Origin of the sequence: Streptomyces sp. NPDC018029, from assembly GCF_044327655.1 — a bacterium.
Taxonomy (GTDB): Bacteria; Actinomycetota; Actinomycetes; order Streptomycetales; family Streptomycetaceae; genus Streptomyces.
In genome coordinates, this window is sequence record NZ_JBIRFV010000003.1 from 748,397 (window position 1) to 771,872 (window position 23,476).

Consider the following 23,476-nt stretch of genomic DNA (forward strand, 5'->3'; position numbering starts at 1 on the left):
GGGACGGGCGACCGGAAACGAGCCATGGGCGGAGCCGCGTTTTTCGTGATCGCTCAGAGCGAACACGCCCCGGGGAACAACTCGGCGCTCATAACCATTGAGTCGATACAGCTCAACTTGAATGCCGAAGGGGAGATCATGGCTACTGAGTCCACCTCGTACACACCGCTCACTCTGCCTGTGCTGCCGCTCGACGACGAGGTGGTCCTGCCCGGCATGGTGGTTCCGTTCGACCTGTCCGACGCCGATGTGCGCGCCGCGGTGGAGGCCGCCCAGGCCGCGGCCCGCTCCAGTGGCGACAGCAAGCCGAAGGTGCTGCTTGTTCCGCGCATCGACGGGACGTACGCCGCGACCGGTGTCCTCGGCACCGTCGAGCAGGTCGGGCGGCTCTCCGACGGCGACCCCGGCGCCCTCATCCGCGGCCGGAGCCGCGTCCGCATCGGCGCGGGCACGACCGGTCCCGGCGCCGCCCTCTGGGTCGAGGGAGTGCAGCTCGACGACACCGTGCCCGACCCCCTGCCGGGCGCCGTCACCGAGCTCGTCAAGGAGTACAAGGCGCTCGCCACCAGCTGGCTGAAGAAGCGCGGCGCCTGGCAGGTCGTCGACCGCGTCACCCAGATCGACGACGTCTCCGCGCTCGCCGACAACTCCGGCTACTCGCCGTTCCTGACCACCCAGCAGAAGGTCGAGCTCCTGGAGACCGAGGACGCCGTCGCGCGCCTCAGGCTCGCCACCGAGCAGCTGCGCGAGCACCTCGCCGAGCAGGACGTCGCCGAGTCCATCGCCAAGGACGTACAGGAAGGCGTGGACAAGCAGCAGCGCGAGTTCCTGCTGCGGCGCCAGCTCGACGCCGTCCGCAAGGAGCTGCGCGAGCTCAACGGCGACAGCAAGGACGCGGCCGAGGAGTCGGACGACTACCGCGCCCGCGTCGAGGCCGCCGACCTCCCCGAGAAGGTCCGCGAGGCCGCCCTCAAGGAGGTCGAGAAGCTGGAGCGCGCGAGCGACCAGTCGCCCGAGGGCTCGTGGATCCGCACCTGGCTGGACACCGTCCTCGAACTGCCGTGGAACGAACGCACCGAGGACGAGTACGACATCAAGGGCGCCCAGCGCGTCCTCGACGCCGAGCACGCGGGCCTGGAGGACGTGAAGGAGCGCATCACCGAGTACCTCGCGGTGCGCAAGCGCCGTGCCGACCGCGGCCTCGGAGTCGTCGGCGGGCGCCGCGGCGGCGCCGTCCTCGCCCTCGTCGGCCCGCCCGGCGTCGGCAAGACCTCGCTCGGCGAGTCCGTCGCGCACGCCATGGGCCGCAAGTTCGTGCGGGTCGCGCTCGGCGGCGTGCGGGACGAGGCGGAGATCCGCGGCCACCGCCGTACGTACGTGGGGGCGCTGCCCGGACGCATCGTGCGGGCCATCAAGGAGGCCGGGTCGATGAACCCGGTGGTGCTCCTCGACGAGATCGACAAGGTCGGCTCGGACTTCCGGGGCGACCCGGCCGCCGCCCTCCTCGAAGTCCTCGACCCGGCGCAGAACCACACCTTCCGCGACCACTACCTGGAGGTTGAGCTCGACCTCAGCGACGTCGTCTTCCTCGCCACGGCGAACGTCCTCGAAGCCATCCCCGAGGCGCTGCTCGACCGCATGGAGCTCGTCCGCCTCGACGGCTACACCGAGGACGAGAAGGTCGTCATCGCCCGCGACCACCTGCTGCCGCGCCAGCTGGAGCGGGCCGGCCTGGCGGAGGACGAGGTCACCCTCGACGAGAGCGCGCTGCGCAAGCTCGCCGGTGAGTACACGCGCGAGGCGGGCGTGCGCAACCTGGAGCGGTCGGTGGCGCGGCTGCTCCGCAAGGTCGCGGCCCAGCACGAACTGGGCGACAGGGAGCTGCCGTTCACCGTCACCGACGAGGACCTGCGCGGCCTGCTCGGCCGGCCGCGGCACGTGCCCGAGTCCGCCCAGGACCCGGCCGAGCGGCGCACGGCGGTGCCGGGCGTGGCGACCGGGCTCGCGGTCACCGGGGCCGGCGGCGACGTGCTGTTCGTGGAGGCGTCGCTCGCCGACCCGGAGACCGGCGCCACGGGGCTCACGCTCACCGGCCAGCTGGGCGACGTCATGAAGGAGTCGGCGCAGATCGCGCTGAGCTTCCTGCGCGCGCACGGCGCGGAACTGGAGCTGCCCGTCGGTGACCTGAAGGAACGGGGCGTGCACGTCCACTTCCCGGCCGGCGCGGTCCCCAAGGACGGGCCGAGCGCGGGCATCACGCTGACCACCGCCCTCGCCTCGCTGCTCAGCGGGCGGCTCGTCCGCACGGACGTGGCGATGACCGGTGAGGTCTCGCTGACCGGCCGGGTCCTGCCGATCGGCGGCGTCAAGCAGAAGCTGCTCGCCGCGCACCGCGCCGGGATCACCACGGTGATCATCCCGAAGCGGAACGAGGCGGACCTCGACGACGTGCCGGCCGAGGTCCTGGAGAAGCTGGACGTGCACGCGGTCACGGACGTGCGCCAGGTGCTCGAACTGGCCCTCACCGAGGCCGAGGTGAAGGTCCCGGCCGCCGCATAGGGCGCGCTGCGGGTGAACGGTGGCCGGCCCGGCATCGGGGCGGCCACCGTTCACGTGTGCTCATCCGTCCACGTGTGCTCAGCCGTTGGCGAGCGCCTGCACCCGGTCGAGGGCGCCGTTGAACTTGTTGTGGTCGCCGACCGTCGGTCCCGACGAGGTGTACTGCCACATGGTGTGGAAGCCCCAGCCGGCCGGGAGTTCACCCGGGCTGGTGTCGTAGCGGGCGATCCACAGCGGGTTGCTGGCACCGAAGCCGCTGTAGTTGCCGGTGCACTGCTTCCACCAGCTGGTGGCGGTGTAGATGACGGCGTCGCGCCCGGTGCGGGCCTTGTAGGTGTTCAGGAAGTCCCGGATCCAGCTGACCATCCCCGACTGGGTCTTGCCGAAGCAGGCCGCCCCGTACGGGTTCCACTCGATGTCCAGGGCGCCCGGCAGTGTCTTGCCGTCGCGCGACCAGCCGCCGCCGTTGTCCACGAAGTAGTTGGCCTGGGCGGCGCCGCTCGTGGTGTCGGGCGTCGCGAAGTGGTACGCGCCGCGGATCATGCCCACGTTGTACGAACCGTTGTACTGCTGGGCGAAGTAGGGGTTCTTGTAGTACGTCCCCTCGGTGGCCTTCACGTAGGCCCACTTCACGCCGCTGTTCCACAGCGTGGACCAGGCGACGTTGCCCTGGTGGCTGCTGACGTCGACGCCCTCGGTCTGCGTGGCGCCGCCGCCGCTGGGCAGGCCGCCCTGGCCATCGTGCTCGATGACGCCCTGGCCGAGGCGGGCGGAGCCGCGCGGCGGGATGTCGTCCGCCTGGGCCGCCGTGGGGAGCGTCAGGAGGAGGGCGAGGGCGGAGAGTGCTGCGAGGAGAAGCCCCGCCGGCGACAAGCGCGGGCGGTGGGCCGGTCCGGGTCTGTGCACGGGCATGGGTATGCCTCCGAAGGCCTCGGTGGTGCGCTGGGGGGACCTTGCGACATGTCGAATGGTGTGAACATGTCACTTGAAAAGCTACGCACGTAGACCGCCGCCGGGGAAGAGGGGCGAGGAGCTGCCGTTGGTCCACTCCTGTGGCGGTGCCTGCCGGGCGGGACCGTCTCCACCTTGCGAAATACTGGTCAGGCCGCTGCCGCCACGGCCGCGGGACGAGGGCCTTCCGGCGACGACTTTCAGAATCGGGAAAGCGGACATGGGTGCTGCAGAAGAGGGTGTGGGGCGCGGCGCGCGGGGTGCCGTCGAACAGGGGGCGCGCGAGGCCGAGGGCGAGGACCGGGAGTTCCTCTCCCTCGAACGGGAGTTGTCGGTCCTGCTGCGCCGCGCGCGGGCCTCGTCGGGCGAGATGGCGCGCCAGGTCCACCCCGACCTGGAACCCGCCGCGTACGGACTCCTCGTCCGCCTGGACGACTCGGGGCCGCAGCGGGCCACCGACCTCGCCGCCTTCATCGGCGTCGGCAAGGCCACGATGAGCCGCCAGCTGCGGGCACTTGAGGAGCTCGGCCTGGTCTCCCGCGAGCCGGACCCGGCCGACGGGCGCGCCTGGCTCATCCGGCTCACGCCCGACGGCCGCACCCGCTTCCGCACGGTGCGCGCCGCCCGCCGCGCCAGTTACGTGCGCAGGCTCGCGAGCTGGGACCGGGCGGAGGTCGCCGAACTCGCCCGGCTGCTGGGCCGGCTGAACGCGAGCGCGGACTCGTGAGCCGTACGCGGACGCCCGGCGCGTGACCCCGGGCCACAGCGCCGGTCGTGGCCTCGGCCCGCAGAGCCGGCTCGTGGCCTCGGCCCGCAGAGCCGGCTCGTGACCTCGGCCCGCAGAGCCGGCTCGTGACCTCGGCCCCCCAGAGCCTGCGTCACAGCTCCGCGTAGACGACCGCCGCGTCGTCGTGCCGCTTCCCGCGCGGGAAGGCGAGGCGGTCCGGGTCCGCGCGCTCCAACTCCCGCACCCGGTCGATCAGCTGCTGCGGGCCCTCCTTGCGCAGCAGCGCGAAGCACTCGGCCCAGCCGCCCTCGCGGAACGTCTCGACCCACCGCCCGGCCCCGTCGGTGAGCGCCGCCACCGCCGTGACCTCCGCCCGCGGGGTCTCGCCCGCCACGGCGCGCTGGGCGGCCGAGGGGTCGGCGGCGGCGGTGAAGAAGCCGTCCTCCGCGTTGCGCAGCGCCTCCACCGCGGCTCCGTAGGCACGGGCCGCCGCGTCCCGCTCGGCCGAACCCCGGGGCAGGGCGCGCACCTCGTCGCGCAGGGCCCGGACGGCGGGTGGCAGCTCGGCCAGGCGGCGGTCGAGCACGGCGGTCACCTCGCCGCCGGGGCCCGCCATGAGGAGCGCCGAGTCGGACAGGACCAGGTGCTCGACGCGTTCCGCGTCCCAGCGTACGAGCACGACGGTTGCCTGAGGGGTGCGTGGGTGAGAAAGGTCACAGGTTGAACCATGTGACTCGGCGGTACGCGAGATGCCGGCCGCGAGAATCTCAGAGAGCGTCATATCCGGGCGTGAAACGGACAGTTCGCCCAGTGCGCCACCGAGGCGTGAAGTGAACCAGGGGACGGAATGCGGACAGCCCACCGAGCCCTCGGGCGGCGTCACGCCGTCCAGGAGGACGAGCGATCCACCCTGTCCGGACGCGGGAAGCGCGACCGCCGCGTGGTCCTCGTTGGGGCGTGCGGGGTCGCCGGGCTCGGTGGCGAGTTCGATACGCATCCGGCCAGTCTGCACGAGCCCTTCACAAGGCCCGCCAGGAGCCGCAAAGGGGCGCCGGGCCTGCTTGTACGGGCGGGTCACGCGCCGGAATTCGACCGGAATGATCAACTCCGGCACGGGTGTGGCGGCGCATCCTGCCAAAGCCGGTGGGAGACGTCCAACCGGCACGCCGGAGGGGCCCCGCACCGGCCCCGCCGGGACTTGCCCGCCAACTCCCCGCCGATGTTCACTCCTTCGGGTGGCCGGCCAGGCGATGCGCGACCGCCACTCACCGGCACTGGAAGGGTCAGGAGCCGTACCGGGGGGAGCGCTCGTGTTGACAGGTCGTCACCCGGGCCCAAGGGCAGACGAAAACGAGAATGCGAGCACCGGTGCAGAAGATGCGGCCTCGGCGCAAAGGCAAGCAGACGGCCCCTGACGGGGCCACGCCGGGCGCGACCACTCCGACCGAGCGTGCGCCGGAGGGTACGGCCACGGACGTCTCCGCGGGCACGGCTCCACCTCCTGGAGCGGCTTCCTCCCCGGACGCGGGAGCGGGCGTGAAGACGGCTGCCACCTCGGGCGCGGCCGCAGCCTCTGGCGGTAAGGCCGCCGCACCTGCCGGTAAGGCAGCCGCCCCTGCCGGCAAGACGGCCGGTCCCGATGCCTCCGCCGCGATGCCCCCTGCCCCGGTGCCCCCGGCGGCCGGTGTCAACAAGGCGCCCACCGCCCGCGTGCGCAATCGGCTGATCGTCGCCGTCGCCGTCGTGGCCGCCGCCGTCGCGGGAGCGGGCGCGCCCGCCGTCATCGCGGCGTCCGACCGGCTGAACGACACCCAGAGCCTGGTGACGCTCGCCGAACAGACCCAGCAGGCGGTCTCCCTCGGCCACTCCCTCGCCGACGAGCGGGACGAGGTCACGTCCTTCATCGCCGCCGGGCGCCCGCAGGGCAAGGGCCTCTCCGAGAGCCGCAGCGCCCGCGTGGACCGGCAGGTCGACGAGCTCCGCGGCGCCGACGCGCCCGCCGGGCTCCGCGCCGACCTCGCCGACATCGCCGCCGTGCGCAGAGCGGCGCTCACCGGCAAGAGCACCGCTCTCGAAGCCCACGAGGCGTACACCAAGGTCATCGCCGAACTCCACGGCCTCACCCGCGACCTCGCCGAACAACTGCCCCCCGAGGCGAACAAGGGCGCCCTCGCCCTCGCCGACCTCGACCACGCCGTCGAGCAGGCCGCCGCCACCCGCGGCCTGCTGCTCGCCGCCCTTTCCCTGCCGAGCCCCACCGGCACCCCCGCCGTCGACCCGGTCACCGGCCTGCCCGCCACCGGCACCGACGAGACCCCGGCCGACGCGAAGCGCCGCGACGAGCTCAGCGGCGCCGCCCAGCAGGCCCGCGTCCGCGAGCTGGCCGCGCTCGCCGACTTCCGCGACGCGGCGGGCGACCCGGCCCGCGCCACGTACGACTCGACCGTCACCGGCGCCGAGGTCAGTGCCGCGGAGAAGTACCTCGAGCGCCTCACCGACCGGCCGACGCTCTCCGCCGACGAGCGGCGCTCCGACCGCAAGAAGGTCGACGCCGCGCTCTCCGCCCGCATCGAGACCATGCGCGGCGCCGAGTCCGCGCTCGGCGTCGAGCGCACCAAGCACCTCGCCCAGCTGCGCGACGACGACGTCACGGCCCTGGAGATCCGCATCGCGCTCGTCGGCGTCTGCCTGCTCCTCGCGGTCGGCTTCGCCATGGGCACGGCCCGCTCGCTGACCCGCCCGCTCGCCGTCCTGCGCCTCGGCTCGGCCCGCCTCGCCACCGAGCCCGCGCCGCAGGACCCGATCCGCTTCACCGGCCGCGACGACGAGTTCGCCCAGGTCGTCCGCTCCGTCAACGCGCTGCATGCCCACGCGGCCGCCCTCACCGAGCGCCTCGCCACCCTCGAATCGGACCGCAAGCACCTCATCGGGCAGCGGCAGTCCATGGCCGACGAGCGCGCGGCGCTGCGCGAGGAGCTCGCCGAGGCCTCCGCGCACCTGGAGCAGGTGCGCCAGTCCATCCACGGCACCTTCGTCAACCTGGCCCTCCGCACCCTCGGCCTGGTCGAGCGCCAGCTCGCCGTCATCGAGAACCTGGAGGACCGCGAGCAGGACCCCGACCGGCTCGCCACCCTCTTCAAGCTCGACCACCTCGCCACGGTCATGCGCAGGCACAGCGAGAACCTCCTGGTCCTCGCCGGCGCCGAGCACGGCCACCAGCACCCCGGCGCGGTCCCGCTCGTCGACGTCGTGCGCGCGGCGGTCTCCGAGATCGAGCGGTACGAACGCGTCCGCATCGCCACGCTGCCGCCGCACGCGCACGTGGCGGGGTTCGCCGCCGACGACATCAGCCACCTCACCGCCGAGCTCCTGGAGAACGCGACCTCGTTCTCGCCGCCGGACGCCTCCGTCGAGGTCTCCGGCTGGCTCCTGGAGAACGGCGAGGTCATGCTCTCCGTCCAGGACGAGGGCATCGGCGTCCCGCAGGACCGCATGCGGGAGCTCAACGCCCGCCTCGCGGACTTCGACCCCGACGCCGTGCACGACCAGGAGAGCGGGGACGGGCTCGGGCTCGGCCTCTACGTCGTCGCGCGGCTCGCCGCCCGGCACGGGGCGCGGGTGCGGCTGCGGGAGCAGAAGCAGGGCGGTGTCGCGGCGGTCGTGGTGCTGCCCGAGGGCATCCTCGCGGACGCGCCCGCGCCGGCCGCGCCCGCCGCGGTGGTCGCGCCGCCGCGCACCGGCGAGCCCCTGACGCATCTGCCCGGCTCCGAGGCCGAGGCCAACTCCAATGTCCTTCCCGGGCGTCTGACCAGCGCACCCGGCGAGGATCCGCTGATCGCGGCGGCCGAGCGGACCCTGGAGACGGCGCTCCCTTCGCCTTCGCCTTCTTCCGAGCCGGAGTCGGAGCCGGAGCCCGAGCCCGAGTCCGACTCCGAGTCCGAGTCCGACTTCGAGCCTTCGCCGTCGGCCGAGACCACGATGGAGCTCGTGCCGCCGCAGCTCCTGGAGCCGGACCCCGACTCGGAGCCCGGCCCGGCGCCGGAGCCCTCGGCGGCGCCCGCGCCCCCCAAGTGGGAGCGCGTCACCGACAAGGGACTGCCCAAGCGCACCCCGAAGATCACCGCGCCCGCGGCCACCGCGCCCAAGCCGCGCACCGGCTCCGTGGACGCCGAAGCACTCCGCCGCCGCCTCGGCGGCTTCCACCAGGGCGCGATCAGCGGCCGTCGGGACGTGGAGGCCGAGATCGCGGGCGAAGGCGCGGGGGAAGAGACGACGAAGCCGTCGGACCAGAATGAACGAGCCGCAGACGTAATGGGGGACTCAGTCGAGGAGGCAAGCAGTTGACTGCGCCCATGCGCACGCCCAGTTCGTCCGCCACATCCGCAAAACCGGCCACATCCGCCGCACCCACCGGATCCGCCACATCCGCCGGATCCGCCGCACAGACCGGCTCCGCGGGCCTGAGCAGTGAGGCCCGCAATCTGCACTGGCTCCTGACCAACCTGGTCGAGGAGGTGCCCGGGCTCCTCTCCGTCGCGGTCGTCTCCTCCGACGGGCTGCTGCTGCTCTCCTCTGACCCCGGGCGCAACGCCGAGCGTCCCGTGGCGAAGCCCTCCGGGCCCCGGGGGTCCAGCGCGGACCTCGCCACCATCGTCTCCGGGCTCGGCTCCCTCACCATCGGCGCCGCGAAGCTGATGGACGGCGGAGGGGTCAAGCAGACCGTGGTGGCGATGGAGGAGGGCAGCCTCTTCGTGATGTCGATCAGCGACGGCTCGCTGCTCGGCGTGCACGCCACACCGGACTGCGACATGAGCGTCGTCGCGTACCACATGGCGCTCTTCGTCGGCCGCGCCGGGCACGTCCTCACCCCCGAACTCCGCAGCGAGCTGCGCCAGTCGATGGAGAGCGCCCGATGAGCAGCAGGAGCAGCAGCCGCACGTCGCCGAAGCTGCCGCAGCGCGGCGGTGACCGAAAACCCGCCCGGGTGCGTCCCTACTCGCTGACCGGCGGGCGGACCAGGTTCGGCCACGTCCTGCTCGTCGAGACGTTCGTGGCCAGCAACCCCGCGCTCGAAGCGCCCGACGAGCGCCTCGAACTGCCCAAGGGCACGCTGTCGAAGGTGATGCCGGAGATGCGGGCGATCGTCGAGATCTGCCGCCGCATGCGTACGGTCGCGGAGATCGCGGCGCTCCTGAAGATGCCGCTCGGCGTGGTCCGCGTACTGCTCAGCGACCTCGCCGACCAGGGAAAGATCCGCGTGTACGGAACGGGCCACGGCCCGGGACAGCCCGACCGCGCACTGCTGGAAAGGGTGCTGAGTGGACTCCGCCGTCTCTGAACTCCTCGAGAACGAGGGTCAGTTGCAGGCCTGGCAGACGGACAGGTCACGTGCCCCGATCGCCACGAAGATAGTGGTGGCGGGCGGTTTCGGCGTCGGCAAGACGACGCTGGTGACCGCCGTCTCCGAGATCACGCCCCTCCAGACGGAGGCGCTGATGACGCAGGCGAGCGCCGACACCGACGACCTGAGCGCGACCCCGGAGAAGACGACCACCACGGTCGCCATGGACTTCGGCCGCATCACGCTCGACGACGACCTGGTGCTCTATCTCTTCGGCACGCCCGGCCAGCAGCGCTTCTGGTTCATGTGGGACGACCTGGTGCGCGGCGCGATCGGCGCCGTCGTGCTGGCCGACACCCGCCGCCTGTCCGACTGCTTCCCCGCGCTCGACTACTTCGAGAGCTGCGGACTGCCGTACATCGTGGCCGTCAACCACTTCGACGGCAGCGAGAAGTTCGAGCCCGCGGACGTGCGCGAGGCGCTGACGGTGCCGCCGCACATACCGGTGCTGATCATGGACGCACGGCAGCGCATCTCGGTCATCGAGTCGCTGCTCGCCCTGGTCGGCCACGCGCTCGACGTAACCCCTGAGTAAGAGAAGGACCCTCATGCGGAAGATACTTGTCGTCGGAGCCGGGCAGTCCGGGCTCCAGATCGCTCTCGGGCTCCAGGCGCAGGGGTACGAGGTCACCCTGATGTCCAACCGCACGGCGGACGAGATCCGGTCGGGCCGGGTCATGTCCACGCAGTGCATGTTCCACACCGCGCTCCAGCACGAGCGCGACATCCAGGCGAACTTCTGGGAGTCGCAGGCCCCGAAGATCGAGGGCGTCGGCGTCTCGGTCGCGGGCCCCGACGGCTCCCGCGCCATCGACTGGGTCGGCAAGCTCGACGGGTACGCCCAGTCCGTCGACCAGCGCGTGAAGATGGCGGGCTGGATGGAGACGTTCGCGCAGCGCGGCGGCCAGCTGGTCATCCACGGCGCCGCGGTCGGCGACCTCGACTACTTCTCGCGCACCTACGACCTGGTGCTCGTCTCCGCGGGCAAGGGCGAGCTCGTCTCGATGTTCGAGCGCGACGCGGCCCGCTCCCCGTTCACCGAGCCGCAGCGCGCTCTCTCGGTGGCGTACGTCCACGGGCTCGGCCCGCGCCCCGAGCACCCCGAGTTCGACGCGGTGCGCTGCAACCTCGTGCCCGGCGTCGGCGAGCTCTTCGTCATGCCGACGCTCACCACGTCGGGCCGCGCGGACATCCTCTTCTGGGAGGGCGTCCCCGGCGGCCCCCTCGATGTCTTCCAGGGCATCAAGGACCCGAGCGAGCACCTGGCGCTCACCCTCGAACTCCTGGAGAAGTTCCTGCCCTGGGAGTACGCGCGCGCCACGAAGGTCGAGCTGACCGACGCGGGCGGCACGCTGGCCGGGCGGTACGCCCCCACCGTGCGCAAGCCCATCGGCCGGCTCCCCAGCGGCGGCCTGGTCCTCGGCGTCGCCGACGTCGTCGTCGCCAACGACCCGATCACCGGCCAGGGTTCCAACTCGGCGTCCAAGTGCGCCGCCTCGTACATCTCCTCCATCGTCGAGCACGGCGACAAGCCGTTCGACGAGGAGTGGATGCAGTCGGCGTTCGACCGCTACTGGGAGACGGCGCAGTACGTCACCAAGTGGACCAACGCCATGCTGGGCGCCCCGCCGGAGCACGTCCTGAACATCCTCGGCGCGGCCGGTCAGCTGCAGCCGGTCGCCGACCGGTTCGCCAACGGCTTCAACGACCCGGCCGACTTCGAGAACTTCTTCTTCGACCCGGAGAAGGCGGCCGCCTACCTGGAGTCGGTGGCGCCGGGCGCCTGACCCGCGCCGTACCCGAGGTCGCTGCCGGCGGTGGCGCCCTCGGGCAGTTTCGGCGGCGTGTAGCCGTGCATGGTCCGGCCCCTGGGGTCGGGCCGCACGGCACCGAGCACGGGGTTCGCGGCGATCGGTGACACCTTCACGCGGGCGCCGGGGCGCGGCGCCTGGACGACCTTGCCGTCGCCCAGGTACATCGCCACGTGTGTGGCCTTGCGGAAGTAGACGACGAGGTCGCCGGGGCGCAGCTTCGACAAGGGGATGCGGCGCAGCTCGGTCCACTGCTCCTGGCTGGTCCGCGGGATCTTCCGGCCCGCGTGCGCCCAGGCCCGCGAGGTCAGTCCCGAGCAGTCGAACGCCTTCGGGCCCTCGGCGCCCCACTTGTAGGGCCGCCCGATCTGCCGGACCGCGTAGTCGAGCGCCTTGTCGCCCTGCCGCGAGGGGGGCCGGGTGGCGGGGCTGCCGCCGGGGGCACCGGGTGCGCCCGGCGTCCCGAGCGCGCCGGACGCCAGGAACCTCTCCTGCGCCTCGGCCGTGCCCGCCTCCTCCGCCTGCCGCAGCGCGGCCAGCTGCTCCACGCTCAGGGAGGAGAGCAGCTCCTCGACCTCCCGCAGCTGCCCGTCGACCTCGTCCCGCTGCTTCCTCTGCCGCGCGGCGAGGGCGGCCTGGACGGCCAGCGCCTTTTTCGCCGCCCTCGCCAGGTCGTCCGCCTTTTTCTCACCCGCGGCCAGCCGCTCCACCGTGGCGGCCCGGCCCGCGGCCACCCGGCCGATGACGTGCCCCTGGTCGAGGGCGCGCTGCGGGTCGCGGGCGAGCAGCAGCCGTAGATAGGGGGAGAGCTCGGTGGTGCCCTGGTACTGCTGCCGGGCGAACAGGCCGGCGTCGCCCCGGCTGTCGCGCACCGCGGCGCGCGCCTTCGCGAGCTTGTCGTCCAGGGCCTTGGCCCTGGCTCGCTGCTTCTTCAGCTTCTCCTCGGTCGCGTTGTACGTCTCCGAGGCTTCCTCGGCCGACTGGTACAGCCGATGAAGGTCCGTCAGGAGAGCGGCGACGGAACGGACTTCCGGTTCCGGGGCCGCCTGGGCCGGGGGAGCGGTCGTGCACAGGGCGCCGAGGGCGGCCCCTGTGCAGACCCACCGCAGCAGTGTGCCTGACACGTCATCACCTCCGGTGCGCGGAGGGCTCTCCTGCGCGCAGGGTGAGCATCCGGCCCGGCCGGGGGGTTCGCCTCCCGACGGGGGCGGTCGGCGCAACCTGGGTCACCCTTGCAGGGGGCGTCGGCGTGGTGGGTTGCGTCGCGTCGTGCACGTCTGCGGGTGGGTGGGGGCGGCTCGCGCAGTTCCCCGCGCCCCTGAGCCACACCTTCGCCCCGCGCCCCTGAAGCGCCCCCGCAGGGGGCATCTCAGGGGCGCGGGGAACTGCGCGACCAGCCACGACGCGCCCGCAGGGGCAAGCCGTCAGCGAGGCCCGGGTTTCGACCACGGCCACTTCAAGCCGCCCCCCTTGTCGCCGACCGCGTCGAACTCGTACTGCCACCTCGCGCCGAGCGAGATCCGGCTGCGCCCCGCCGCGGGGGTACGGCGGTACACGAGGACCGTCGGAGGACCGCCCGCGTCGTCGGGGACCGGGACGCGGTACGTCTTCGGGGGATGCCCCGTCGGCCCGACGAGGACCGGGAGCACCCGGCCGTCCAGGGGACCGCCCACGAACGGAGTGTCTTCGCTCTTCACGCCCCCAGTGTCACACCCCGCAGGTCAAGGGGGGCTCAGAGCAGGTGTGCCGCGTCGGCCACCACGGGCAGCACGCCCCGTGCGAGGGCGCCGACGGGACCCTCCGGGGTCTCCAGCGTCAGCGCCCACCGGACGACGTCCGCGGTCTGCGGGTCGCGTCCCGCCGTCGTCACGAGCACCGCCATGAACTGCTCCACGAGCATGTCCCGCAGGTCGTCGAGGGGCGGCTGCTTCTCCTCGTCCAGCCAGATCAGCGAGGCCGCCTCCACCGCCGTGATCCACATCCGTACGGTCATCCGCAGCCGTGGACCCGGCTCCGGCACGCCCAGGTGGCTGAGGATGTGCTCGGCGGCGGCCCGGCGCACGCCGTCCACGATGGCGGTCGTCCGTGAGGTCTCCACGACGCTGCCGCCCTGAAGGAGCGCGCTGAACCCCGTGTCGTGCTGGTCGACGAAGGCCAGGTACCGGTCGAGGGCCCGGGCGAGCCGCCGTGTGAGCGGTCCGTCCGGCGGCTCGGCGAAGCACTGCTCCAGGTCGTCGGCCGCGGACCGCAGCGCGGCCTCGTACAGCTGCTGCTTCCCGCCGGGGAAGTAGCGGTAGACGAGCGGGCGCGAGACCCCGGCCGCCTCCGCGACGTCGTCGAGGTTGACGTCCTCGGGCGCGCGGTGCGCGAAGAGGGTGAGCGCGGAGTCCAGAAGCTGCCGCCGCCGCGCCTCGACGCTCATGCGGCGGTACGCGGGAGTGGCGGCAGGTGAAGTCATGCCCGCAGCGTAACTCGGGGCGCGCCCCGCCAGGGCCGCGGGACTGCGACATGTGCGTCTTCCGCCGCGCGAGCGCGACCAGCCTCTGGGGCGCCCCGCATGGGACGTTTCAGGGCCGCGGGACTGCGACATATGCGTCTTCCGCCGCGCGGACGAGACCGACCCCCGGGGCGCCCCGCAGGGGCGCTTTCAGGGGCGCGGGGAACTGCGCGACCAGCCACACCCCACCCGCAGCGAAGAACCTAGGCCAGCAACCCCGAAGACCGCCAGAGCCTCCGCCCGACGCCCCGCAGAACACCGATGTCGTCCAGGAAGTCCGTCAACCGCTTCGCGCCGCTCTGCATGACCTCCCTGCGGTGGCCGCTCGCCTTCACCTGGGCCACCGCCTCGCGCCGGTCGAGGCCGACGTCCGTGTAGACCCGGGGGTTCACGAAGGCGATGGAGAAGACCCGCGCGGCCTCGCCGCAGCTGAGCCGCGTGAGCTCGCGCTCCCAGCGGGGCGCGGTCACCATCTGGCGCCGCAACTCCTCCCGGGCGTACCGGACATGGCGCGCCTCCTCGACCACGTGGATGCGGGTCACGCCGCGCACCAGCGTCTGGACGCGCTCGTCCGGGAACGTGAGGCGCTGCATCCAGTCGAGGATCTCCTCGCCGAGCAGCGTGCAGGCGAAGGACCCGGGCGTGGTGGAGACCGTCTTCAGGACGCGCGCGAGGTTGTGGTTGAGGCGCGAGACCGGGTACGTCGGTGCGCCGCCCTTCTGGATCACCCGGGCGAACATCATCGAGTGCCTGCACTCGTCGGCGATCTCGGTGAGGGCGTACCGCACATGGGCGCTGGTCACGGACTTGTCGTAGATGTGCCGGACGAGCAGCTGGATCAGGATGATCTCGAACCAGATGCCGAGCGAGGTGAGCGACGCCGCCTCGTGCCGGGCGAGGTCGAGCCGCTGCTCCTCGGACATCCGCTTCCACATCGGGGTGTCGTAGAGGGAGACGAGCTCCGGCGGCCAGAACCACTTGCCCTCCTCGAGCGGGGCGTCCCAGTCGAGGTCCTTGTCGGGGTCGAAGGAGTGCTTGGCGGACGATTCGAGGAGCCGGGCGGCCACCTGCTCCCGGTCCTTGAGCAGCCCGAGCGCGTCCCGCAGGCCGTCGAGGGAAACGTCTTCCGGCACGGTCGTCATGACTGTTCCTGCCTTGTCGCGGGGTTACCGACGGTCACTTCTTATGAGACTGCTTGTCAGCAAGGCCGTCAATCCCTTGCGCGCGACTTGTTGACCCCTTGTCCATCAGCGTGTGAGCCTGCCGTCATGGCGACGCACGAGCTTTACACCAGTCCGCCGGCTGGGCTCAACTGGCAGGTCCCGTCCGCCAGTTCGGCCCGTTTCAGCTGGGAGTACGACGAAGGCCGCGACCGCCTCCTCGCCCTGTACCAGAAGGGCAAGGACAAGCAGTGGGACGGCGCCAAGCGCATCGAATGGGACCTCGAGGTCGACCCGCTCGACCCCCTCGGCACCCCCGACGAGTCCATGTCGCTCTACGGCACGCCGCACTGGGCGAAGCTGACCGAGCGGGACAAGGGCGAGCTGCGCAAGCATTACGCCTCCTGGCAGTTCAGCCAGTTCCTCCACGGCGAGCAGGGCGCCATGGTGTGCGCGGCCCGCATCGTCGAGTCGGTCCCCGACCTGGACGCGAAGTTCTACTCCGCGACGCAGACCATGGACGAGGCGCGGCACGCGGAGATCTACGGCCGCTTCCTGCACGAGAAGATCGGCATGCTCTACCCGATCAACGACAACCTCCAGTCGCTGCTCGGCGACACCCTGCGCGACTCCCGCTGGGACATGCCCTACCTCGGCATGCAGGTGCTCATCGAGGGCCTCGCGCTCGCCGCCTTCGGCATGCTCCGCGACACCACGGACAAGCCCCTGCCCAAGCAGATCCTCGCCTACGTCATGCAGGACGAGGCCCGGCACGTGGCCTTCGGCCGCATGGCCCTGCGCGACTACTACAAGCAGCTCACCGACGCGGAACTGCGCGAGCGCGAGGAGTTCGTCATCGAGGGCTGCTATCTGATGCGCGACAGGCTGCGCGGCGTCGAGGTCCTGGAGAACTTCGGCATCCCCAAGGCCCAGGCCCAGGAGTACAGCGAGAACTCCGAATTCCTCGCGCTCTTCCGGCAGTTGCTGTTCTCCCGCATCGTGCCGTGCGTCAAGGACATCGGCCTGTGGGGCAAGCGCCTCCAGGAGGCGTACGTCGACATGGGCGTCTTCGAGATGGGCGACGCCAACCTCGACCAGCTCATGGCGCAGGACGAGGAGATCGCCGAGAAGCTGGACGCGGAGCGCTTCGCGGCCGAGGAGCGGGAGCGCGTGGCGGAGGTGCGGGACGCGATCGCGTCCGGCGAGGGATAGCCGGCCAGGGGGTGGCAGCCCGGTCAGCGGGCGCTGATCGCCGCCTCCATCACCGCCTTCGCGATCGGCGCCGCGCTGCCGCCCCCGCTGATGTCCCCGCGGTCCGCCGACGCGTCCTCGACCACCACGGCGACCGCCACCGACGGCTCCGGGTCGTCGGCCGCCTGCGCCCAGGACACGAACCACGCGTACGGCGTGCCGGAGTTGTCGATGCCGTGCTGTGCCGTGCCCGTCTTGCCGCCGACCGTCACACCGCGGATCGCCGCGTTCGTGCCGGTGCCCTCCTCGACGACCTGCGTCATCATCTCCCGCAGCTGCGCCGCGGTGCCGGGACTCATCGCCTGCCGCAGCGTTCTCGTCCCCGTGCTGCCGACCACGTCGCCGTCGTCGCTCGTCGTACGGTCCACGAGGTGGGGGGCCTTGACCGAGCCGCCGTTCGCCACGGCCGCCGACACCATCGCCATCTGCAGCGGCGTCGCCCGGGTGTCGTACTGACCGATGGCGGAGAGAGCGAGCTGCGCCTTGTCCATCGACGTGTCGAAGTGGGACGGGGAGACGGACGACGGGATCCGCAGCCCGTCGTCGTCGAACCCGAAGCCGCGTGCCGTCTCCGTCATCGGCCCGAGGCCCGTGTCGACGCCGAGCTTCGCGAACATCGTGTTGCAGGACCACCGGAAGGCGTAGCGCAGGCTCGCGTTCTCGCAGCCCTCCACCTCGTTGGTCAGCCGGGTGCTGGTGCCGGGCAGGGTGTACGGGCTCGGGGACTTGGTCGGCGCGTCCAGGTCCGTCACCGTGCCCGATTCGAGCGCGGCCGCCGCCGTCACCACCTTGAACGTCGAACCGGGCGGATAGGTCTGGCGGATCGCCCGGTTCAGCATCGGCTTGTCCGGGCTGCCGTTCAGCTCCGCCCAGCTGTCCGCGACCGAGCCGCGGGTCCCGGAGAGCCGTTCGGGGTCGTACGAAGGGGTGCTGACCAGCGCGAGGATCTTCCCGGTCGACGGCTCGACCGCGACGACCGCCCCGCGCTTGCCGCCGAGCCCCGCGTACGCGGCCTGCTGCACCGGCGCCTTGATGGTGGTCTCGACCTTGCCGCCCGGGTTCTGCGTGCGCGTGATGTCGTTCCACAGCGGGAGCGGCGCGAGCATCGGATCGGTGCCGGAGAGGATGTCGTCCTCGGTGTTCTCCAGGAAGGTCGTGCCGTACACCTGCGAGGCGAAGCCGGTCACGGGTGCGTACAACGGCCCGTTGCGGTACGTCCGTTCGTAGCGGAGCTGCTCGCCGGTGTCCCTGGAGCCGGTGACGGGCCGGCCGTCGACGAGGATGTCGCCGCGCGGCTGGCCGAAGCGGACGATGGCGTTGCGGCGGTTGGCCGGATTGGCGTCGAGCGCGTCGGATTGGACGACCTGGACGCGGGTGGCGTTGCCGAGCAGGGCGATGAGCAGCAGCGCGCAGAACGCGGCGGCATGCCGGATGTACCGTGTCACGCGGTCTCCGCGGGGACGGGCTGGCTGCGCGCCGAGTCGCTGACCCGGATCAGCAGCGCCACGATGATCCAGTTGGTGACGACCGACGAACCGCCCTGCGCGAGGAACGGCATCGCCATGCCGGTGAGCGGGATGAGCCCCATGACGCCGCCCGCGATGACGAACACCTGGAGTGCGACGATCGAGGCGAGCCCGATCGCGAGCAGCCGTCCGAACGCGTCGCGCAGCGCGAGCCCGGCCCGGAAGCCGCGCTCCACGAGCAGCGCGTAGAGCAGGAAGATCGCGCAGAGCCCCGCGAGCCCCAGCTCCTCGCCCGCCGTGGCCAGGATGAAGTCGGACTTCGCGGCGAAGCCGATGAGGATGGAGTGGCCGAGGCCGAGCCCGGTGCCGAGCATCCCTCCTGCCGCGAACGCGAAGAGCGACTGGGCGAGTTGGTTCGGCCCCTGCCCCGCGTCGATGGAGGCGAAGGGGTGCAGCCAGTCCTCCACACGGCTGTGGACGTGCGGCTCCAGCGAGCCGACCGCGAACGCGCCGAACGCGGCGAGCAGCAGGCCGACCGCGATCCAGCCGATGCGGCCCGTGGCGACGTACAGCAGGATCACGAAGAGCCCGAAGAAGAGCAGCGAGGTGCCGAGGTCCCGCTCCAGGACGAGGACGCCGACGCTGAGCAGCCAGATCGCGACGATGGGGCCGAGGACGCGTCCGGTGGGCAGCTGGAGGCGCTCGAACCGCCAGATGGTGCGGCCGGTGTAGGCGAGGGCGTTGCGGTTGGCGGCGAGATAGCTGGCGAAGAAGACGGCCAGCAGGATCTTCGCGAACTCGCCGGGCTGGATGGAGAACCCGCCGATCCGGATCCAGATCCGGGCGCCGTTCACGGCGGGGAAGAAGATCGGCACGATCATCAGGAGCAGCGCGGTGACGACGGAGAGATAGGCGTAGCGCTGGAGCACGCGGTGGTCGCGGAGGAAGAGGACGGCGACGATGAAAAGGGCCACGCCGACCGTCGACCAGATCAGCTGGGCCGGCGCGGCCTCGTCGCTCGGGGTCTCCAGGTCGAGCCGGTAGATGAGGACGAGGCCGAGGCCGTTGAGGAGCACCGCGATGGGCAGCAGCAGCGGATCCGCGTACGGGGCGCGGAAGCGGACGGCGAGGTGCGCGAGGAGGGCGAGCACGCCGAGCCCGGCGCCGTAACCGGCGGCGCCGGGCGGGACGGTGCCGTGTCGGGCGAGGCCGACGTCGCAGTAGCCGTACACGGAGAGCAGGACGGCGACCACGAGCAGGGCGAGTTCGGTGCCGCGACGCCGGGGGACGTGGACGACCCGGACAGCGGGGCCCGCTGGGGGTGCGGGGTCCGCGCTCGTTCCGGCCATGCCCGGAACGTAGCAAGCAATCGCCCCGAAGTCCGCTTATGTCGACTATGTCGGCCGGGGCGTCAGCACCAGCGGGGCACCTTCCCGATGTTGGCGATGTAGTGCGCGGACCCCCAGGCCCAGGTCCCGTCGGTGAGCAGGTACCAGACGTTGTTGTTGACGACGCGGTCGCCCTTGGTCCTGCAGAAGATGGTGACGACCTTGCCGTACGGCACGCTGCGGACCACCTTGCTGCCGCGGGTCGGGGAGGTGCGGAGCAGGAGCCCGGACCTGGCGGTGACGCGGCCCTTGTAGACGGGCGGCTTGCTCTCGGCCTTCTCGACCTTCTGGTCCTTCTCGGCCTTCTGGGTCTTCTGGGTCTGCTCGGTTTTCTCGGTCTTGTCTTCCTTTCCGGCCTGCGCTGTCTTCTCCGCCTTCTCCGTCTTCTCGGTCTTGCTGGTCTTGGTGGCGTTGTCGTGGTCGTCCAGGGCCGCGGCCGGGCCGGTGACGGCGAGCGCGGCGAGGGCGCAGCCGGCGGTGGCCGTGCCGAGCCGGATGGCGGTGGTACGCAGGGACATGAGGACTCCTCAGGTGAGGGGGCGGGGCGGCCGAGCGGTTGCGCGAAGGCCGCGATTCTCACTAGAAGCGTCACCCTGTGTGCGCACAACCTCACCTGGAACCCCAAGAAGCCCACGGGTGGCGCAACCGCCTAACGTGGCGGCTCGTCCCCGTCGCCGCCCTCCGGAGCCTCCTCGAACGGCAGCCGCAGCGTCGCCACCGCCCCGCCGTCCGCCGCGTTGGAGAACCTCAGCCGCGCACCGAGGACCGCCGCCTGCCCGAGCGCGATGGTCAGCCCGAGCCCGTGCCCCTTGCTCGTCCCCTCGGTGCGGAACCGCTGCGGCCCGTGCTCCACCAGGTAGTCCGGGTAGCCGTCGCCGTGGTCCCGCACGGAGACGACGGGGCCGTCGACCGTCACCAGGACCGGCGCCCGCCCGTGCTTGAGCGCGTTGGCGACGAGGTTGCCGAGGACCCGTTCAAGCCGCCGCCGGTCGGTCTCCACGCACACATCGCGTACGACGACGAGCTCCGTGCCCTCGCCCGAAGAGCGCACCACGCGCTCGGCCAGTGGAGCGAGCTGGTGGGCGTCCAGGTCCACCCGCTCGCTCTTCGCGTCGAGCCGGGAGATCTCCAGCAGGTCCTCGGTCAGCGTGCGCAGCGCGGCGACCCGGTCCCGCACCAGCTCGGTCGGCCGGCCCGGCGGCAGCAGTTCGGCCGCCGCGTGCAGGCCGGTCAGCGGGGTGCGCAACTCGTGCGCGACGTCCGCGGTGAACCGCTGCTCGCTCAGGAGCTTGCCCTGCAGCGTGGACGCCATCGTGTCCAACGCCCCGGCGACCGCGGCCACCTCGTCCTGGTGGCGGGGCACGCCCGTGGCGTCCGGGCCGGAGTGCGGGTCCCTGACCCGCGCGTCCAGGTCGCCCGCGCTGATCCGCCGCGCCACCTGCGCCGTCTGGTGCAGCCGCCGCGTCACCCGCGTCACGGCGAACGCGCCGACCAGCAGCGTCGCGCCGATCGCGAGCACCGAGGAGCCGAGGATCGCCCGGTCGAGTCCGTCGATGGTGCGGGCGCCCTGCGCGTAGTCGACTTGGACGGCGATGGCCCGGTGCCCGTCGGCGGGGCCCGCGGCCCACATCGTCGGCCGGGACTCGTGGGCGGCGACCATCGTGCCGCGCTCCCCGCTCAGCGCGAGGTCGCGCAGGCTGCCGGGCAGGCCCGCCGGGTCGACGCCCGCACCGGGGCCGAGCCGGTCGCCCGCCTCGTACCGCTCGGTGACCTCGGTGAGGCGGGCGAGGGCGCGCTCGCGGGCCTGGCCCACGGTCTGGTTGGTCACCGAGACGTGCACGAGCGCGCCGAGCAGCGCGGCGAGCGCGCAGCACATGACGGTGATGAAGACCGCGGCCTTCCAGGTGAGGGTCGCCGTCCAGGCGGGGAGCCGCGGCCCGCGCGGCTGCCGGTGGCTCATCGCCCGCCGCCCGCGGAGGAGGAGGCGCTCACCGAGGGTCTGTCCGAGGGCCCGTCCGACGGCTGCGCGGGGGAGGGGCGGGGCGTCTTGGGCCGCGGCGCGTTCGCGGCGCGGACGATCTCGTCGCTCGTCGGCAGCATCGCCTTCTGGTGCGAGTCCCAGGACCAGACGGTGTGGTACTCGTACCCCGCGAGGCTGGAGACGGCGCGGATGATCAGGTCGCGCCCGGCCAGCTCGACGCCGAGCACGGCGTCGCTCATCTCCATGATCTGCGTCAGCTGCCGCTCCTTCTCGGCCTCGGCGTAGACGCGGATGTCGAGGTTGTCGTCGGGCGTCGAGACGCCGACGATCAGGTCGTCCTCGCCGTCACCGGTCAGATCGCGGTAGTACGCCTTGAGGACGGGGCACCGCCCCTTCTCGCCGGAGCCGTCCTCGGCGCAGTCCTCCAGCCGCTCCAGGGTCTCCTGATACGCGGAGTCGGAACGTTCGTACGTTCCCGGGTTCTCGGCGAAGTCCGCGCGGACGACGTCGACCGGGTCCACCGTGCGCAGGCCGCCCGCCGGCACCTCGACGCCCTCGACCTTGACGCTCTCTATGGCGCCGTAGTCCTCGGCGGGCACCGAGGGGGACGGCAGGTCGGGCCAGAGGCGGGTGGGGCCCTGGGCGGTCGGCGTCGCGCCGGCGCCCTCCAGCCCGCCCGGATCGCCGCAGCCGCCCACCGCCACCACGGCGAGGACGGCGAAGGCGGCGGCCGCGAGCCGGCTGCGGTTCACTGCACTCCTGCCTGCCGCGGGGCGCGGCCTGTCGTGACGCCGGGCCCCGCGGTCACGACACCGGGACGGGTGTCAGGACACGAGGTCGGCGTAGAGAATGATGTTGTCCGAGCGGTGACCGTCCACGAGCGGCCCGCCGCAGGTCAGCAGGCGCAGCTCGGGCCGGTCGGTCGCCCCGTACACCTTATTGGTGGGGAAGTCCTTCTTGTCGACCTGCTGGATCTCCCGCACCGCGAAGACCGCCGTGCCGCCGTCCGCGCGCGGCACCTCGACAGTGTCGCCGACCCCGACCTTCGCCACGTCCTTCATCAGCGCGGGGCCGTTCGCGGTGTCGTAGTGCGCGACGATCACGGCCGGTCCCTTCTCGCCGGGCGTGACCCCACCGGTCCACCAGCCGGGCTCGTCCGCCCTGTCCACCGGCGGCACGTCGAGCTCCCGGTCGGCGCCGACGCCAAGACCCAGCATCGAGGTCGCGTCGACGCCCGCCGAGGGGATGCGCAGCCCGGTCGGCTCGGACGGCTTCAGCGGGGCGACGGCCCGCTCGCCCCGGTCGGCGACGGCGTCGTGCACCCGCACGTCGGGGGCCGGGGCGCCGTCGCCGCCCTGGGCACAGGCGATCAGGCCGATGCCGACCGCGGTGGTCAGGGCGGCGGCGGTCGCGATGCGGGTGGTGTGGCGGCGGCGGGGGACGGGGGCGGCCGGTTCGTCGGACGTGCCGGGCTCGGAATCGGTGGTGGGAGTGGTGGTGGCGGTGTGCACGGGGGTTCGGGCTCCTCCAGGGGAGTGGCCGGCGTGGGCGGGGGTCAGGAGTCCGTGCGGCCGCGGCGCAGCATCGCGAAGCCGAGCCCCGCGGCGCCGGCCGCCGCCATGCCGCCCCCGGCGACCAGGAACGCCGGATCACCGGCGTCCCGCACACCCTGGGCACCGGCCGCGACGCCACCCTCGGGCGGCGGGGTGCCCTTCTGCTCCCGCTGCTCCTTCTCGCCGCCCTTGCCGTCCTGGCCGTTCAGATACGCGATGCCGATGTGCCCGTTGCGGGGGTGCAGCTCGTACCGCACACCGTCCTGAGTGGCCGTCGGGTGCGTGGCGGAGAGGGCCGCGACCTCCTTGCCGTCGAGGGAGACCGTCGCCGCGTACGAGCCGCCGCGGTTCAGGATCCGCGCCTTCGCGCTGTTGCCGAGGGTGACCTCGAAGGACTCGCCCCTCGGCTTGGGCGCCGGTGCGTCCGCGAAGGCGCCCGCGACCGGGACGAGCAGCGCTCCGCCGACGAGGGCGGAGACGGCGGCGGTACGGAGGAGGGGACGGCGGCGTTGGGTGCTCACGGGACGTTCCTTAGGTCGCTCGACTGATCGCTGAGCCGATCGCTTGACTGATCGCTCGGCTGATCGCTCGGGTGGTCGCCCGGAGGACCGGGCGACAGTGACGACGCTAGATGTCCGCCATTGCGGCGGTTCGGCGGCTGCGTAACAGCGGGCCATAGCTGTGCGGGCGGTGCCGTTACGGGACCAGAGGGATTTCCCGCCCGGACCGGC

21 protein-coding genes are annotated in these 23,476 nt (G+C 72.4%); 8 read left to right on the top strand and 13 right to left on the bottom strand.

Going from position 1 to position 23,476, the window contains the following annotated elements; all coding sequences use genetic code 11:
- Nucleotides 1-138: 138 nt before the first annotated feature.
- Nucleotides 139-2,559: an endopeptidase La gene (lon, locus tag ACH4D5_RS12050; protein ID WP_398301117.1), complete on the top strand. Its 2,421-nt coding sequence runs from the start codon at nt 139-141 to the stop codon at nt 2,557-2,559.
- A gap of 78 nt (nt 2,560-2,637) precedes the next feature.
- On the opposite strand, the gene ACH4D5_RS12055 is transcribed toward lon, so the two are convergent.
- Nucleotides 2,638-3,471: a lysozyme gene (locus ACH4D5_RS12055; RefSeq protein ID WP_398301119.1), complete on the bottom strand. Its 834-nt coding sequence runs from the start codon at nt 3,469-3,471 to the stop codon at nt 2,638-2,640.
- A gap of 259 nt (nt 3,472-3,730) precedes the next feature.
- Between ACH4D5_RS12055 and ACH4D5_RS12060 the strand changes: the two genes are divergently transcribed.
- Nucleotides 3,731-4,237 carry a MarR family winged helix-turn-helix transcriptional regulator gene (locus ACH4D5_RS12060; protein WP_398301121.1) on the top strand — a complete coding sequence of 169 codons (507 nt, stop codon included), beginning with the start codon at nt 3,731-3,733 and terminating at the stop codon, nt 4,235-4,237.
- Between the two features lie 151 nt (nt 4,238-4,388).
- Here ACH4D5_RS12060 and ACH4D5_RS12065 read toward each other — a convergent pair whose 3' ends face one another.
- On the bottom strand, nt 4,389-5,234 hold the full coding sequence (locus ACH4D5_RS12065) for a hypothetical protein (RefSeq protein WP_398301123.1): 846 nt from the start codon (nt 5,232-5,234) through the stop codon (nt 4,389-4,391).
- Between the two features lie 539 nt (nt 5,235-5,773).
- Here ACH4D5_RS12065 and ACH4D5_RS12070 point away from each other — a divergent pair.
- The 5 genes from ACH4D5_RS12070 to ACH4D5_RS12090 are packed head-to-tail and all read left to right on the top strand — an operon-like array spanning nt 5,774 to nt 11,425.
- The gene (locus tag ACH4D5_RS12070; RefSeq protein WP_398301125.1) at nt 5,774-8,581 is read left to right on the top strand and encodes a nitrate- and nitrite sensing domain-containing protein; all 2,808 of its coding nucleotides are present in this window, start codon (nt 5,774-5,776) and stop codon (nt 8,579-8,581) included.
- An 8-nt stretch (nt 8,582-8,589) separates the two neighbouring features.
- Nucleotides 8,590-9,153, top strand: coding sequence for a roadblock/LC7 domain-containing protein (locus ACH4D5_RS12075; RefSeq protein WP_398301127.1), 564 nt, complete (start codon nt 8,590-8,592; stop codon nt 9,151-9,153).
- Nucleotides 9,150-9,575 carry a DUF742 domain-containing protein gene (locus tag ACH4D5_RS12080; protein ID WP_362990159.1) on the top strand — a complete coding sequence of 142 codons (426 nt, stop codon included), beginning with the start codon at nt 9,150-9,152 and terminating at the stop codon, nt 9,573-9,575. The genes ACH4D5_RS12075 and ACH4D5_RS12080 overlap by 4 nt, the downstream gene beginning before the upstream one ends.
- Nucleotides 9,556-10,173, top strand: a complete 618-nt coding sequence (locus ACH4D5_RS12085) for a GTP-binding protein (protein WP_398301129.1) — start codon at nt 9,556-9,558, stop codon at nt 10,171-10,173. Before ACH4D5_RS12080 ends, ACH4D5_RS12085 begins: the two co-directional genes overlap by 20 nt.
- A gap of 13 nt (nt 10,174-10,186) precedes the next feature.
- A complete protein-coding gene (locus tag ACH4D5_RS12090) occupies nt 10,187-11,425 on the top strand; it encodes a styrene monooxygenase/indole monooxygenase family protein (RefSeq protein WP_398301131.1) in 1,239 nt (412 codons plus the stop codon).
- Here the strand turns inward: ACH4D5_RS12090 and ACH4D5_RS12095 are convergent.
- From ACH4D5_RS12095 to ACH4D5_RS12110, 4 genes are all read right to left on the bottom strand, one after another.
- Nucleotides 11,395-12,573: a C40 family peptidase gene (locus ACH4D5_RS12095; RefSeq protein WP_398301133.1), complete on the bottom strand. Its 1,179-nt coding sequence runs from the start codon at nt 12,571-12,573 to the stop codon at nt 11,395-11,397. The two genes, ACH4D5_RS12090 and ACH4D5_RS12095, sit on opposite strands and share 31 nt — an antisense overlap.
- A gap of 300 nt (nt 12,574-12,873) precedes the next feature.
- Nucleotides 12,874-13,146: a hypothetical protein gene (locus tag ACH4D5_RS12100; RefSeq protein WP_398301135.1), complete on the bottom strand. Its 273-nt coding sequence runs from the start codon at nt 13,144-13,146 to the stop codon at nt 12,874-12,876.
- A 35-nt stretch (nt 13,147-13,181) separates the two neighbouring features.
- Nucleotides 13,182-13,907, bottom strand: coding sequence for a TetR/AcrR family transcriptional regulator (locus tag ACH4D5_RS12105; protein WP_398301137.1), 726 nt, complete (start codon nt 13,905-13,907; stop codon nt 13,182-13,184).
- Between the two features lie 242 nt (nt 13,908-14,149).
- Nucleotides 14,150-15,088, bottom strand: a complete 939-nt coding sequence (locus ACH4D5_RS12110) for a diiron oxygenase (protein ID WP_398301139.1) — start codon at nt 15,086-15,088, stop codon at nt 14,150-14,152.
- Nucleotides 15,089-15,214: 126 nt separating this feature from the next.
- Between ACH4D5_RS12110 and ACH4D5_RS12115 the strand changes: the two genes are divergently transcribed.
- Nucleotides 15,215-16,318, top strand: coding sequence for a ferritin-like domain-containing protein (locus tag ACH4D5_RS12115; RefSeq protein ID WP_398301141.1), 1,104 nt, complete (start codon nt 15,215-15,217; stop codon nt 16,316-16,318).
- 23 nt (nt 16,319-16,341) lie between these two features.
- Here the strand turns inward: ACH4D5_RS12115 and ACH4D5_RS12120 are convergent, their stop codons facing one another.
- From ACH4D5_RS12120 to ACH4D5_RS12150, 7 genes are all read right to left on the bottom strand, one after another.
- Nucleotides 16,342-17,802, bottom strand: a complete 1,461-nt coding sequence (locus ACH4D5_RS12120) for a peptidoglycan D,D-transpeptidase FtsI family protein (RefSeq protein WP_398301143.1) — start codon at nt 17,800-17,802, stop codon at nt 16,342-16,344.
- Nucleotides 17,799-19,172, bottom strand: a complete 1,374-nt coding sequence (locus ACH4D5_RS12125) for an FtsW/RodA/SpoVE family cell cycle protein (RefSeq protein ID WP_398301145.1) — start codon at nt 19,170-19,172, stop codon at nt 17,799-17,801. Before ACH4D5_RS12125 ends, ACH4D5_RS12120 begins: the two co-directional genes overlap by 4 nt.
- Nucleotides 19,173-19,234: 62 nt before the next feature.
- A complete protein-coding gene (locus tag ACH4D5_RS12130; protein WP_398301147.1) occupies nt 19,235-19,729 on the bottom strand; it encodes an SH3 domain-containing protein in 495 nt (164 codons plus the stop codon).
- A gap of 131 nt (nt 19,730-19,860) precedes the next feature.
- Complete coding sequence (locus ACH4D5_RS12135) at nt 19,861-21,171, bottom strand: ATP-binding protein (protein WP_398301149.1); 1,311 nt, start codon at nt 21,169-21,171, stop codon at nt 19,861-19,863.
- Nucleotides 21,168-21,944 (bottom strand): hypothetical protein, encoded by a 777-nt coding sequence (locus ACH4D5_RS12140; protein ID WP_398301151.1) that lies wholly within the window; start codon nt 21,942-21,944, stop codon nt 21,168-21,170. Before ACH4D5_RS12140 ends, ACH4D5_RS12135 begins: the two co-directional genes overlap by 4 nt.
- Before the next feature lie 72 nt (nt 21,945-22,016).
- Nucleotides 22,017-22,703 (bottom strand): class F sortase, encoded by a 687-nt coding sequence (locus ACH4D5_RS12145; RefSeq protein ID WP_398301153.1) that lies wholly within the window; start codon nt 22,701-22,703, stop codon nt 22,017-22,019.
- A 44-nt stretch (nt 22,704-22,747) separates the two neighbouring features.
- The gene (locus ACH4D5_RS12150; RefSeq protein ID WP_398301155.1) at nt 22,748-23,266 is read right to left on the bottom strand and encodes a hypothetical protein; all 519 of its coding nucleotides are present in this window, start codon (nt 23,264-23,266) and stop codon (nt 22,748-22,750) included.
- Nucleotides 23,267-23,476 lie beyond the last annotated feature (210 nt).